The 13,197-nt window shown below is 41.3% G+C and carries 13 protein-coding genes; all 13 read right to left on the reverse strand.

The window, feature by feature from the left end; all coding sequences use genetic code 11:
- Positions 1–60: 60 nt before the first annotated feature.
- On the reverse strand, positions 61–1,140 hold the full coding sequence (locus I6E38_RS07730; RefSeq protein ID WP_235393424.1) for a serpin family protein: 1,080 nt from the start codon (positions 1,138–1,140) through the stop codon (positions 61–63).
- Positions 1,141–1,250: 110 nt separating this feature from the next.
- Positions 1,251–2,231 (reverse strand): hypothetical protein, encoded by a 981-nt coding sequence (locus I6E38_RS07735; protein ID WP_235393425.1) that lies wholly within the window; start codon positions 2,229–2,231, stop codon positions 1,251–1,253.
- Positions 2,232–2,263: 32 nt separating this feature from the next.
- On the reverse strand, positions 2,264–3,448 hold the full coding sequence (locus I6E38_RS07740) for a PD-(D/E)XK nuclease family protein (protein WP_235393426.1): 1,185 nt from the start codon (positions 3,446–3,448) through the stop codon (positions 2,264–2,266).
- A gap of 12 nt (positions 3,449–3,460) precedes the next feature.
- Positions 3,461–4,015 carry a 3'-5' exonuclease gene (locus I6E38_RS07745; protein WP_235393427.1) on the reverse strand — a complete coding sequence of 185 codons (555 nt, stop codon included), beginning with the start codon at positions 4,013–4,015 and terminating at the stop codon, positions 3,461–3,463.
- Positions 4,012–4,767 (reverse strand): uracil-DNA glycosylase family protein, encoded by a 756-nt coding sequence (locus I6E38_RS07750; protein ID WP_195483606.1) that lies wholly within the window; start codon positions 4,765–4,767, stop codon positions 4,012–4,014. The genes I6E38_RS07745 and I6E38_RS07750 overlap by 4 nt, the downstream gene beginning before the upstream one ends.
- Positions 4,768–4,771: 4 nt before the next feature.
- Positions 4,772–5,728 (reverse strand): WYL domain-containing protein, encoded by a 957-nt coding sequence (locus I6E38_RS07755; RefSeq protein WP_195483608.1) that lies wholly within the window; start codon positions 5,726–5,728, stop codon positions 4,772–4,774.
- 37 nt (positions 5,729–5,765) lie between these two features.
- On the reverse strand, positions 5,766–6,893 hold the full coding sequence (locus I6E38_RS07760) for a hypothetical protein (RefSeq protein WP_195483610.1): 1,128 nt from the start codon (positions 6,891–6,893) through the stop codon (positions 5,766–5,768).
- A 476-nt stretch (positions 6,894–7,369) separates the two neighbouring features.
- Complete coding sequence (locus I6E38_RS07765) at positions 7,370–7,894, reverse strand: hypothetical protein (protein WP_195483613.1); 525 nt, start codon at positions 7,892–7,894, stop codon at positions 7,370–7,372.
- A gap of 266 nt (positions 7,895–8,160) precedes the next feature.
- Entirely contained in the window at positions 8,161–8,589 is a 429-nt protein-coding gene (locus I6E38_RS07770) for an FtsZ/tubulin family protein (RefSeq protein WP_195483615.1), read from the reverse strand.
- A 1-nt stretch (position 8,590) separates the two neighbouring features.
- Positions 8,591–8,830 (reverse strand): hypothetical protein, encoded by a 240-nt coding sequence (locus I6E38_RS07775; protein ID WP_195483617.1) that lies wholly within the window; start codon positions 8,828–8,830, stop codon positions 8,591–8,593.
- A 541-nt stretch (positions 8,831–9,371) separates the two neighbouring features.
- The gene (locus I6E38_RS07780) at positions 9,372–10,721 is read right to left on the reverse strand and encodes an OmpA family protein (protein WP_235393428.1); all 1,350 of its coding nucleotides are present in this window, start codon (positions 10,719–10,721) and stop codon (positions 9,372–9,374) included.
- A gap of 52 nt (positions 10,722–10,773) precedes the next feature.
- Positions 10,774–12,231 carry a MobV family relaxase gene (gene mobV, locus I6E38_RS07785; RefSeq protein WP_235393429.1) on the reverse strand — a complete coding sequence of 486 codons (1,458 nt, stop codon included), beginning with the start codon at positions 12,229–12,231 and terminating at the stop codon, positions 10,774–10,776.
- 263 nt (positions 12,232–12,494) lie between these two features.
- Complete coding sequence (locus tag I6E38_RS07790) at positions 12,495–12,929, reverse strand: hypothetical protein (protein ID WP_235393430.1); 435 nt, start codon at positions 12,927–12,929, stop codon at positions 12,495–12,497.
- Between the last annotated feature and the right edge of the window lie 268 nt (positions 12,930–13,197).

The following is a 13,197-nucleotide window of genomic DNA, read 5'->3' on the forward strand; positions in this document are numbered from 1 at the left end:
GTTTTTCATGTCAAGGAAAGATTATCAGCCGCAAGATGTGTTGTCTTGCGGCTGATTGTGTTATTCCATGTTCCTTACGACACCCATAAAGAGCAATTCATCATATTCGCCTGTTATTGCAAACGCAAATGGTCTGTCAAGTTTCATGGTCACTGGTTCAGGCATTTCGTCTGGCGGTGGACAACCCACCTCGCATTCTGCTATGGTCAGAGCGGCAGCTTCAGTACCTTCTTCCTCCACATTGATGACGCACTGCTGCTTTATCTGACTGATATGCGCAGGTTCGTCTGTTATCTTTGGGAAGCAATCATCCTTGTCAAACATGTCTCCAAGTCCCAACTCACGCAGAACATCTTCCAATGATAGCGTGTTGTCGAATCGGAAGCGTGGCATGTAAAAATCAACTTCGCAAATGTCGGTCTCATCGTCCACCCAATCAGCCGTTTCCATAATGCTCTCAATGCTTATTCCCTCTTTTGGCAGCACCAAGACCATGCTATGTGCATGATCCCGATAAGGCAGACGAATGACCTGATATTTTTCTGTCTCAGCATATTCTGCCTCTTCAATGTTCTGATACATCATCTCCACGTCTGTCTCTGAACCATCTTCGTTATAGAATGTGTCCGTTTCAGTATAGTCAGGGTCGAACGGAGATTCCCATTTCCCATTCATGTAGATGGCATCAAGTACAAGCATCAAGGCATCCTGACTGATTTCCGTGTCGAGAGACTTTATCATCTGGTGGGTGTTGTCAGATACCCATTTGTCTATGTTCTGTTTCACATGCTCCTTCTGAGCAAAGTTGGCATGATGAGCCTCTGCTTCGTAACCATGTTCAAGTACGTCAATATAATCCTCATGGATGATGCCCATTGACTTGTTATACCAGATACTTGATGCGTGCTCCAGCCTAAAGTTCTCATCATAGCTGGGTTCCAGATTGCTATTAAACCCAAGGATAAGTTGATTAACCCGTTCATAGATAGGGCTGTCATAATCCATTCCTTCCTGAAGCATTTCAAGCATACGGCATAAGCCAACGGGCGAGAAGACGATGTTACCTTCCGTCTTTGCCAATAGTTCTCTTGCAATGATTGCAGAAAAAGCGTAGTCATACGGTGCAGTTATATCTCCCATTTGTCAATCATATTTATTTATCCCTATTATCACATCTAATACTCTTTGTTTATTACTAAAATAATGATAAGAAAAGCAAACAAAAGGTTTATTGATATTCTATTGAATGATTATCTATTCAAGTGCTTAATGCCATTTCTTATGACTATGCCTTTTGTGTCGTCTTTTACTCGAAATCCAGACAGATTATATGTGAAATTATCACCAGTCTCAGAACTAATATCGGCGACCTTGGCTAACGAAGAAGTAACCGAAGCAATTTTATACAATCCATATTTTGAGGTTGTATGGTCATAACCTGTTACATAATAATTGCCATTGATTGCAACAACAGTACCAAAAGAAGTTATTGCATTTAGAGATTTCTTTACTGTGCCATCTAAGGATATAATATCTGTACCTGTCATCTTAGTACCTCCACATACCTTATATCTCTTTAGAGTGAATACTTCCCCTCCCAATTCGTAGTCATAGTCTCGTGTAATTTCATCACATTCTTCACCCCCAATGCTTGGACGCTCCATGGAGATTAGTCCAGAGGTAGGATCGTCCGCTGCGCAATATGACAAGGGCATAATCTCATAGTGAGTACGGAGAAACTCAAAATCTTCATCGTTGTCAAACAATGTCTGTGATAAATACATATAGCGAGAATGGTAGTTGTTATTGTCCTCGTACACTTCAAAACCCTCTATCTCTCTGTTGACTTCCGTTTTATTTTCTGTCACATCGCTAATAACAGTCCAGTCATCATCAAGGAAATACCCTTCCTCTGTATCACCAGCGGCACGAGTTACACCACTTTTCACAAAGAACCTTCTCTGGCTGGTTATGGTTCGTACCTGATAATTCAGGACTTCCGGTTCAATTTCGACTTGTTTTACTACCTGTACTTGATCGTCAAAAATGGTTACCCAAGTTTTACCTGTTTCCCAATCACTTCTCAACGAGTACATAAAGGCTATACCTTTTGATGTGAGTTTTGCAGGTACAAAATACAGGTCTCCTCCATCATAGGTGACAGTGGGATGTTCTTGTGCAAATGCACTTGTTGCAAACGCAATTAGCGTAAATAAAAAAAACTTCTTCATATTAATAGCTTATTATAGTTGCTTTTTGAGAATCATAAAAGACCAGATTGTTTACTAACTTGATACAGAGACATAAATCTCTGTACACCATTTTGAGTTGAATACCATGCAACCCAGCCTTTTTCTTCCTTGTAACGTTCTATACCTGCATTTTTTACGATAGGCTTGATTTGGTCAGACAACTCTGGCATACTATCCTTTTTATAACCATTAAACTGGAATCCCCAGTAAGGCAGATAGTTCTCAGAGTCATATCCGTCCCAAACGCCCAACCATACCTTATTGTTGAGTTGGATGCCGAACGAATGTTCATCTTTGGCAAGTACGATTCCTAATTGTTTTTCTATTTGACCTTGCCACTCCCTCATCATTGTATGTGATTGCTTTTTCTTTAGTTCGATTTTGAGGTTGTCAATGGCATCCAATAATTCACTAACCTTTTCATGCTGGTTATCAAGAGCTGCTATCTGCTCATTATAAGATTTGCCTTCAATCTGAAGTTCTTTCAAAAGAAATTGTTTGATTTCGTTATTCATATTCTTGTCTAATGGTGATGTGTGAAACTTATTTTCTAAAAAATCTATGTACTGATCCAATGCACTGGAGATATGCGGTTCGTTGTCAATAGAGAGTTCTCGAAGCCAACTCGTAATATCGTATTTATAGGATTGTATTGTATAATGGCCCTCCCCCAGGTCCTCAAAAACATTATTTTCATTGTTGTCATCGCACAAGGAATATTCTGATGGAGGTATGCGATTTGTAGGATTAAGATATACAACATATATTTGTGACATATCATATCCATACTTCTCCATACCTATCTCGTGTACATACCGATACACTTGATTTTCTTGTTCTTCTGCCGCATTGACCTTGTTTTCAATAATAACGAACATATCATCGCTTTTAAGAGAGACATCCACTCTATCAGTCTCTCGTGTCACCTTCATGTACTCGTGTTGAAGTCCTAAGAAAGTGCTCAGAAAAGAAGACTGAATATATAGATGCTTTAGCATGTCTGCAAGAACAAGACTATGACCTGTTTCTTTGAAGCGTCCACGGCAAGCCGCCTCAATGACATTCAGATGGAATGGCCGCTGTGCAAAATGCCTTACCATTATATCAGATACTTGGTTGGAAAACATGATACATTCATGTAATCCATCAAGTTTACACTGAAATAGTCTGTTGGATAATCTTATAACTTCTACCATATTACAAATGCCTTACAATTTTCCGTAACAATAATCCATCTCTTTCAACTCACACCATCCTGCATCTTTGATTTCTCTAAGAAACAGTCTGGCACACATTTCCGCATCATCGCCTGCACGGTGGTGCTTACCTTCCGGTATATCAAACTGTTTGCAAAGATAACCAAGGGAATTGCATCCAAAGTCATAATTATGACGAGCTGCACGAAGTGAGCAATAGTAGTCAACTTCAGGAGTATCAAGATTATAGAACTCCAAAGATTTTCGAATACAAGAAATGTCAAATGCCGCATTGTGTGCAACAAGTACTGGTGTGTCAGTAAGATATTCAAGTATCTCAGCCCATACCTCTGGAAACTCTGGAGCATTTTCTGTATCTTCTGGATGAATCCCATGAATTTGGATGTTCCAGTAGGAATACGCATTATCTTCAGGACGTACCAACCACGATTTGGTTTCCACGACCTTACCATCTTTAACAACACTGATTCCGGCTTCACATATTGAAGATCTTTTACCTGTAGCTGTCTCAAAGTCTATTGCTATGAAATCTAATCCATCAGTCATAAATCACGAATTGCTTTTTCCAAAATAGAGTAAATCTCTTTACCCCAATTTGTTTTGTTCTTATTCATTTGCAGGTATCTTGGATGATAGGTTCTTATCACCTTTGGAAGATGAAGCGACGAATCATTGAACCTAAGTTCAGCAAGTTTCTCTTTTGAAATTCCCTCGACACCGACGGCTTCATAATCACCCAGCCATTCCCTAATGTATTTGTGTTCGTAATCTTTTCCACAAACAAAGATAATAATATCAGGTTGGCATATTTCTATCTCCTTGCGGAATATTGGAATCATGAGCCTGTTTACCGTCTCGTGGAAACCATGTGTGCCAGCTTCCCATTTGCCATCTTTATTCTTCTTCACATAGCACAGTTTGCCAATGTTATTTGAGATAACATGGGTGTTTGATTCCCTTCCCCACTCAATTATATTACGGTAAAGATTCCATATGGGAGAAGGGCGATAGTTACCTTTTGTTGTCTGATGTTCAATGAAAACACGATACTTTTCCATCAACCATTCAGCAGATTTCTCATTAGAGTATTGCCCCTTCCATCCCCATGGTTCCTGTCCAATCAACATAACACGCTTGGCAGCATTGGCATATCTGTCGGAAACATGAAGAAGCCACGGATTTGAGATTCTTATGCCATGGGAAGCATCATCGTTCCATTGTCCGACTGCATCAGAAAGAATAGGATGAATGTCAGAGTATAGTTCCAATAGTTGTTTGTTCATTTCATTCATTTCCATATTGCTACTTGTAATATGATGTCAAGGTTTTAGCAAGGTTGCGCATCTGGTCACGAAGTTTCTTTGGCTCCAAGATTTCGACCTGATCGCCTTGTTGCATTATCAGTTGCATAAAATCATAAGTCAGCTTCACGTCATAAGAGAACGTTGTTGATTCCTCATCACTTTGAAGTTCCTTCTGGGACTCATGCAGTGGCAATGTCCTGAGATAGTCAGGGGCGTTCCAATATGCTCTTAGAACCACGTGTTCTATAGGGTCATCACTTGGTATGATGCCTGTACAACCTTTGTAGAATTTCTTCACGTCGAAGTTCTTTCTCATTACGAAGTTCTTGTCAAGAATCGAGGCTTCTGAGATCCGGTCTAATCCGTAAACACGTATCTCCTTACGAGGAGAATAACCTTCTTCTCCCTTGTGTTTCTTGTTGAGGCAAACGTAATATGGATTGTTTGCTATGATATACCAGCGTCGTTTTACCACTTTAAGACAATAAGGCTCAATCTCAAACGTATTCGCATAATCCTTTCCGAAGCCTTGATGGGTTATCTCCATCACTTTATTTTCACGCATAGCTTGCATAAACAGGGTTAGCCATGTGTTGCCTGAAGGTATTTCCTCAAACTCTACGCGGTCTTTCAACTTGCTATCTGCCTGTATCTGATTAAGTGTAGCATAGGAGTCAATCAGCCAACTGCGAAAATGATCACCCTCCAGTTCGCGAGGGTTCATTATGTGATACTTGTAACCCTTAACATCAGGGTCAAGTTCTATGATGATATTGAATATGTCCTGTATAGCCTTACGATGATTATGGAATGTGCGCAGGGGAAGGTCGTCGCCATCTCCATAGCTCAATCCACTCTTCTGCCACTTATCATTGATTTCCTTGTAGGAAAGATGTTTGTAGTGACGTAGTGTATCTACAAGCCACACGTATCGTCCGAATTGGTTTGCTGGCATAATCAGTATATTTTACAATTAAACGGATATGGATGTTTTAATAAAAGTCAAGAGAGCGAACTTCCGCTATAAAAGCGTCAAATGCCTCAATTATTGCATCTGCGGCTGCTTGTTCGCCTATTTCTGTGTAATCACTTATTTTGCGAATACCAATAAAATGTTTGTTTCTATCGTGCTGTTCAAAACAATACTTAGTTCGCCAAACATTACAGATGTTCTGAAATTCTGGATGCTCTATTATTTCATTATTTGAACAGAACACATAAACCAGATTCTTTTTCCCGTAAACACAGAGACGATGCGCATCCCCTAATGGGAAATGCCAATATGGATGTTGTGAATCATTCGAGCAATAACCATAATGTTTGTTAATCAACTCCTCTACGTTTTGTCTATTTAGTTTGCGAGTGACTTTCGTTGATGAAGGGGTAACTCCTAAACTAACGGCTTTATTCATAATCTCGTTCAAAGAAAGACTATCCCATAACGACAATATTTGTTTTGTATCTTTCTTTGAGAATCTTGCACTTGGATGGTCAATATATAGAGTTTCAATACCCTTTATTGCTCCATATTTTATCCTCTTATATGGAGATTCATTAATTACAACGGATTTTTCTGTTTGTTTGAGATATGGAGGTAATTTGCATCCAAGTACGATAATTCGCTTTGGTTTAACAACCTCTATCAATTTCATAAGAATAGGTATGGTGTATGGAAGTGTTTTGTATACTTCTGGTGCAGTGGGCGTGTTAAAGCAAGAGGCGTTGGTCAGCACAAATCTTTGTTCATTGTCTAAAGGATTATGTCCCGGTGTCAAAGAAAATAAGGATCTGAGCTTATTAAAATTATTCCATTCGCACCTTCTTTTCCAAGATGATTCTTTTCCTGATTCGCAAAAATAGTTTCCTTGAATAAAATGAGGGGCGTCCATATCATGACCATCCAGATGCCAACCAGAATTATTGATTTGAGCTTCGTAACAACCTCCACTACCAGGATTAATCTGTATAATGAAGTAATCTGGAGATTCTGAAATCGTTCTCAAATCTGACTGGGTATAGAAGCCATAATTAAAGCCATCGTGAACCAATTCAAGGTACGATGACACAGCTTTTTCTGCCCAATCAAATATTCTCGTTTGAAGATTCATTTTTTCAATCATATTTTTGTTCTTGATTATGATATTGCAAAGGTACACATAACCTATGAAATAAAACGGCATATCTTTAATTTTATTGTGTAGATCAGCGTTTTTATAACTGAAAAGACACAAATTGCTTCTTGTCAGGCACATCTTGTGTGTAAACCGAACCTAATGGAGTAACATTGCTTGAAGCACATTGATATTTTGTTGATTTACGCATTGTTGTGTATCTGTTTGTTATACCAGGAGCGTAATAACATTGTCATCTCTTGGTTGTTTTTACATTCTAATAACCAATAATAATCAAGGTTAATACCTACTTCATGATAAAAATCATCGTTGTAACAACTTGATGTAGAGAAGTCATACATCACATCCTTCCACTCCTTTAGTGAAATAAGTATATGATTATATGCCCAACAAGAAAAAGGATCTTTCCCATTCCTGATTTCTTCGACATATATGTAAATATCTTTATCGGTCATACAAATCAGCTATTTATCCTCTAATTCTACAATCATTCTTGCAAGCTGCAACACATATTCAAACTCGGGATTATATTTATGGTGCAGATTTGAAGAATCTTCAGGTGAAATGTAATCTGGCGGAAATAACTCAGAGAGACCATATCCAGCTTCTTCTTCATCCTGAGTTTTTATGTACTCGTTGATTAGAAGAGCTGTCAGCTCCTGTATATAGTTACATGTTGGACATTTCTTGAGGTATTCAAATACTGGCTCATATACTTCTTCTTCATCCTCTGTTTCACACTGAAAATAACATAAGCTTGTACATAACTCAATCTCGAATAACTTATATGGTTTATCTTTATATGGTGTCCATAGTTCATAGTCATCTGTTACAATGTTCAAGGACACAAGATTTCCATCCCCATGCCCAAAAACAACGTCATCTTTGAAGCCTATAATCTCATTCATCTTACTGAAATCAAGGAAGAACTCGCCCTTATCTGTAGTAATACTGAATCCGTTTTCAACTTTTTTTATTTCTTCAACCATAATAGATGCCTATTAAAAACATGTAATCGAATTTAATTTTGCCAAGGGAAATGATTGTGTGTATGCAGGCAGGTGTACCAAACATCTGCTCGCTTCCAGCCTTTATCATGCCCTATTTCGATATATGCCATCATTAGGATGATACATAATGCTTGGATTATTGCAAATCGAATCATAAACCGCCAAAACTTTTGTGGTTTAGTTCGCTATTCTTGATCTCCTCACCTTTAAAAAGAGGTCAATCAAAGTCTCTTTTATAGTCATTTCTATTTCTTCTTTATGTTTGAAGCTATTATTGTTACTCTCATTTCAGCAGTTCCATTACTCTCTTCAAGCCCCCAACGCCATTGGGTTGCAGGTGTGAACATCTGTACAAATGTGTTGATGGCTTCATTCTCACTCATCAGCATAGGTTCCTGTTTGGGGCTTCTAATGTAAATAACAACGCTGCTAGCAGAAAAAAGGTCATAATCTTTTGCAATAGCACATGTATGTAGTACTGCATCCTCGATAGCATCTGCGCAACGATTATGTCCTGTAGCTTTGCCATGAAGGACAATTGCATTATCAGCACCTTCCAACACCTCTTTTATATCAGATGAGTCTATCGGAATGATGGCATCGTGGAGATAGAAGATTTCTCCTATCTCCACGATGTCTGCATCATTTGGATTTTCGAAAAACAGGTTCTTCATGTTAGCCGCGTTTGCGAACATTCCACGAAAGCCCTTTGTTTGTCGAATAGAACAGGCCTTTCTCTGTTGTAGCAAGAATCTCCTTACCGTTGTCCATCAAATCAATGAACTTGCCGTAGTTTCCGCTACCACCACAACGTACGTTCCATGAAAGACCGTTGTTCTTTGAATACTCCAGCTTTTTGCTGTCTTTAGGCGAGATACGAATAAGTTCTCCGCCATAACTGATCATTTGAGGCATAATGCTTGTAATTTAATTGTTATGAATAATATAGTTGTTGAACCCTGTAACCGTGGGCTCATCGGTTTTGTCAAGATAATCTTTAGCTAGATTGATTATCCGATTATTGTAATCGCTGGTACCATCCCAAAACAGACAATTGATAACCAAATATTCTGGTGTCATAATATCTTCTGATTTTCAATTTTTTGGCAAAGGTATAATGCAAGGTATGCCAAAATAGTGTATAGGTTAGCAAAAACCATTCATTTAACACTATATTTCGAGATTTCTCTCTTCACAATACATAATAACAAGGCTGTTATGCATTGATTTTTCGCCTTTGATTATCTTCTGAAATACTTGACTTTGATTTATGCTCACGTTGTCACCATATAAAAAGAGTGCCTACTCATCACGAGCAAGCACCCTGTTATGATGAAAAAAAGTTATTAGTGCGTTCTATATTCATGGAACAGGCATTGTCAGTGAATATGTACACATGTATAAGTGTGTACATGTATTCATTAACACACGACTGAACGCCTGCTTCAAGCATAGGCTACTTGGACAGTATCACGATAGTGAATCGGTTGGCTTCATTCGCTTCGTACTTGTCTATACCGCCATAGTTCTTAATCTGTATCTGGGAGTCTTTTATACCACGTTCCACGAGAGACTTGGCAATATAGTTGGCACGTCGTTGGCCGAGTTCCTGGTTTCCTGACTGAGTACCTGTAGCACTGTCTGCTGCACCTGATATTGACACTTTCAGATTCTCATCCTTTGCGATACGCGCAATCTCATCGAGATTGACCATTTGAGAATCGTCAACGAGTTTGTCCGAGTTGATTTGAAAGAAGAAATACACAGGTGTTCCCAAACCTATTCTTATCTGGTTAGTGTGACCATCTTCATCTGTCAACCCCTCATTCTTGCTATTGCCATCCGCTTTCCAATCCTCAGAGTCCATGTTGCTATCCTGTAAGTTTGAAGAGCCAGACATGGAGAGACGGGCACGGAGAGAGTTGAGACCGCTGTAGCTGTTTTTCGGATAGATGGTTTTGACATCATCTTCTCCAGCCAGTCGTTTTTGAAGACGGGCATTCTCCATTTTCATCTGGTCGATATAGTCTCTCAGATATACATTTTCCTCAATATAGGGAGCAGCGTCAATGACACGCTTCCATCCTGTCTTGCCAATGGTAAAGGACAGACCTGCTGAGACAGTAAGCATGTGGTCTCCGAATTTTGTTGAGGTGCCGATGTCATCAAAGTTTTTGGCTGTTGTCATTCCGCTTATCCCAGCAACGAGATGAAGACGGTCACTGAGGCGGTATCGTGCCTCGATGCCGTATGAGAAGGCGAACGGATGGCTGCCACTTGAACCTCCTTTGCAAGTACAAGAGCCCGACCAGTCAGAGTTGTGTATCATACCAACTCCAAGATATGGTATCACATCCCAAAGAGGTATTCCATTCTCGTTACAGCGTATGCCGGATGCCAGGTTATACATGAAGTCAGCGTGAATGAACTGATATTTCATGCTTTTGAACTCAGCATTCTTGAATGACAGTCCTTGGAATCCTATACGTCCACCGATTGCGGGTGTGAACCACTTGCCGAGTCCCACCTGCAATGCAGGCTTCACTCTGTCGAACACATCCCCACAACCGATGGGCGACCCAAGAAAAGCAGAAGCCCCGCCCTTTACTTCGATGAACCAATTTCTACCCCAGTTGGCTGCTTCGCTTACATTCTTGAGATATGTAGGATTGCCAGACAAGAGCATAGGCTCCTGACTGAACGATCTCTGATGAATGATACTGTCCTCATACTGGTGGACAGGTTCTGCCTTTATCGTCATTGCTGCAAGGCAGAACATAGACATGATAAGAATTTTCTTTCTCATTTTGTGTTATGGATTTAATTGTTAATACGAGGTGTAAACAAACGAGCTGATGTCACATCTTCTTTTTTCTGCTGACAGAAGGCTTGCACATCTTACGAGCCATGGCCAGGCATCGGCGTGCCCACTCACGGTCATCTTCATCGGGACGTTGTCCCCAGCCGGAACTGGGACCACCTCCACCGCCACCATGAGTCTGAGCGATGGTTGTAGCATCATCGATGAAGCCACATACCAGATTGAGCGCAACCTTTACTACATGGTTCCCTTCCTCTGCCAGCTGCATGAGCAGTGTACCGTCGAAGTTGAGTTTGACATCATCTGGCAGTTTGGGGAAACGCGAAGTAAACTCCTGTGCCATCGTATCAAGGATGACACCATTCAGATGATAGCTCATGCTATGAGCCCATGAAAGTTCAGACCTGTTGGCTTTCTCTTCCAGTTCACTTGCCTGCAGCTCTATCTCCGCCTTATCCTTGCGGAGAGTGTCAAGCAACTGGTTAGTCTCATCGAGCTTCTTCTCTTTGTCTGCCAGTTTCGTCTCAACCAAAGCCTTCTGCTGCTCCAGATGCTGAATCTTACGGGCAATCCCCGCACTGATGCTATCGCTGTTGGCTTGCAGTTCACGTAACGGTCGGAGCTCATCCTCCAGCCTCTCCTTCTCTGCCTTCAGATTCTCTATCATTGAGGTGAACGACTTCTGTTTCTTCTGGGCAATAGCCAATTCGACATTGAGGTCTTTCAGAGCCCTTCGGGTGTTATCCATCTGAGCTTCGAGTGTCACACATTCGTTGGCGAGCCATCGCCGGTACTCTTCCGTCGAGCGGTGCCTGGCACCAGTCTCTGTTATCGACACCCCTCTTGTAAGACCCCATTTCTCGTTCACCTTAGCCAGCTCATCATGCAGCGCAAGCATGTAGTTCTTGAAATCAACACGGTTCTGACCATGGAAGATTTTCTTGAATGCGAACTTCTTTTCCTCGTCAATAGGAAGAAGCGCACAATGCACATGAGGGTTTTTCTCGTCACAGTGGACAATGAACGATATGATGTTTTCTTCACCATATTTGTCAGCCACGAAACGATAAATGTCCTTTGCCCATTCCTCTATCTCTGGCATTCTGCGGATGTGCTCATTGCCCTTCTTACTCTCGAAATCCACCTCTTGGTTGCCAAAGGCTAACTCACGCATACGTTCTGTAGAGCCACCGAATATGAAGTTGACCACTGTTCGGTAGCGTGGTTCATCCAGTCCCTCGTTGGGGTCTTTGATGCCACGTGAGGCAAGATTTTCTGCCATACGTCTTGTCAACGGACGGCTCTTGTCTATTGGGGTCACGATGCCACCCCTCTGGATCTCGAAGTTGAGATGTTCGCGGCTTCTGTCGTAGTTTCCCTCACGCATAGCCTGCTCCCATCCCTTGTCCGTCCATGCCCTCAGCTCTTCGTTGCTTGACTGTGCAAGTCCCTTGGAGGTCTTGATGTCCATGACTTGTTTTCCAGCTTTACTCATATTCAAATGTTATTTTAATACCATCTCCAAAGCTTTTTTTCAGTCGGTTAAACATCGTCTCAGAGACGAACATTTCTGACCCAGCTTGCTGTTTATCTGGTCAGCCCTCCCGACAACGTTAGGAGGTCGGGGTATTAGGCTTCCCGAGACTGAAAAAAAGTGGCACGTGCAAGCACGCTGCCTATCGTTGCTTAACTCCATTCAGCGAAGTGCGTACGGAGCGTCTGAAACGCTTTGGCGAGATGGTTATTATAAAGGGTGATTCAATAGTCATTGTTTTCAGCAGAAGAAGAGACCGAAGGGGTCTGGGTCGGTGGCAGCTTATGTCCCCTAATTGAGGGAAATGGAGGGTTATCGTAATAGGTGGATTCAACACCTGAGCTGTAATGCTCGAAGATGCAGTCCATGAGGATTACCTCACCCTTTGAATACTCCGATGTCACTTCTGCCATATAACTGGGCTTGCTGTTGGTGCGTAGTGCAGCAGCCATGATGCCAAGTGTAGCAATCACTTTGTGCCAGTCCCAGACATGGTTTTTACCGAACAGGAGCTCGACCGAGTCAGATAACTCTTCAGGCAATTGTTTGTGTGCATCGAGGACATGAAGCATCGATACTGCCAGGCCGTCGAATATGACAGTCTGCTCATTAAGCACGTGTCGTGCAGGTATTCCGCCATTCCCTTCTTTCTTCGCCATGTCCAACTTCAAGGCATAATACCGGTTGTAAGATTCCGCCACCTCATTTGCTCTTGTCCTGCCTTTGAGATAGCGCACAAACTGCATGGCACAGAAGTCGAGAATATCGTCTGGTGTCTCAACAAAGAGAGACAGACGCTGTGAGAGGTTGACCGAAAAGATGAAGCTCTTGGAGTAAGGCTTGGCAGAAATATGGGCTCACCCGTAAAACCCTGTGTTTACCCAAAGATCATTGATAGTCTGTAGAGGAAGAAGTCGATATCAACAA

It is taken from the genome of Leyella stercorea (genome assembly GCF_021531355.1).
Lineage (GTDB): Bacteria > Bacteroidota > Bacteroidia > Bacteroidales > Bacteroidaceae > Prevotella.

What these genes read in the sequence shown, in the direction of transcription:
- I6E38_RS07740 (WP_235393426.1), bottom strand. Translation starts at nt 3,448, where the DNA reads ATGGTAGAAGTTATAAGATTATCCAACAGACTATTTCAGTGTAAACTT.
- mobV (WP_235393429.1), bottom strand. Translation starts at nt 12,231, where the DNA reads ATGAGTAAAGCTGGAAAACAAGTCATGGACATCAAGACCTCCAAGGGA.
- I6E38_RS07790 (WP_235393430.1), bottom strand. Translation starts at nt 12,929, where the DNA reads ATGGCGAAGAAAGAAGGGAATGGCGGAATACCTGCACGACACGTGCTT.
- I6E38_RS07765 (WP_195483613.1), bottom strand. Translation starts at nt 7,894, where the DNA reads ATGGTTGAAGAAATAAAAAAAGTTGAAAACGGATTCAGTATTACTACA.
- I6E38_RS07760 (WP_195483610.1), bottom strand. Translation starts at nt 6,893, where the DNA reads ATGATTGAAAAAATGAATCTTCAAACGAGAATATTTGATTGGGCAGAA.
- I6E38_RS07745 (WP_235393427.1), bottom strand. Translation starts at nt 4,015, where the DNA reads ATGACTGATGGATTAGATTTCATAGCAATAGACTTTGAGACAGCTACA.
- I6E38_RS07735 (WP_235393425.1), bottom strand. Translation starts at nt 2,231, where the DNA reads ATGAAGAAGTTTTTTTTATTTACGCTAATTGCGTTTGCAACAAGTGCA.
- I6E38_RS07730 (WP_235393424.1), bottom strand. Translation starts at nt 1,140, where the DNA reads ATGGGAGATATAACTGCACCGTATGACTACGCTTTTTCTGCAATCATT.
- I6E38_RS07755 (WP_195483608.1), bottom strand. Translation starts at nt 5,728, where the DNA reads ATGCCAGCAAACCAATTCGGACGATACGTGTGGCTTGTAGATACACTA.
- I6E38_RS07750 (WP_195483606.1), bottom strand. Translation starts at nt 4,767, where the DNA reads ATGGAAATGAATGAAATGAACAAACAACTATTGGAACTATACTCTGAC.
- I6E38_RS07775 (WP_195483617.1), bottom strand. Translation starts at nt 8,830, where the DNA reads ATGCCTCAAATGATCAGTTATGGCGGAGAACTTATTCGTATCTCGCCT.
- I6E38_RS07770 (WP_195483615.1), bottom strand. Translation starts at nt 8,589, where the DNA reads ATGAAGAACCTGTTTTTCGAAAATCCAAATGATGCAGACATCGTGGAG.
- I6E38_RS07780 (WP_235393428.1), bottom strand. Translation starts at nt 10,721, where the DNA reads ATGAGAAAGAAAATTCTTATCATGTCTATGTTCTGCCTTGCAGCAATG.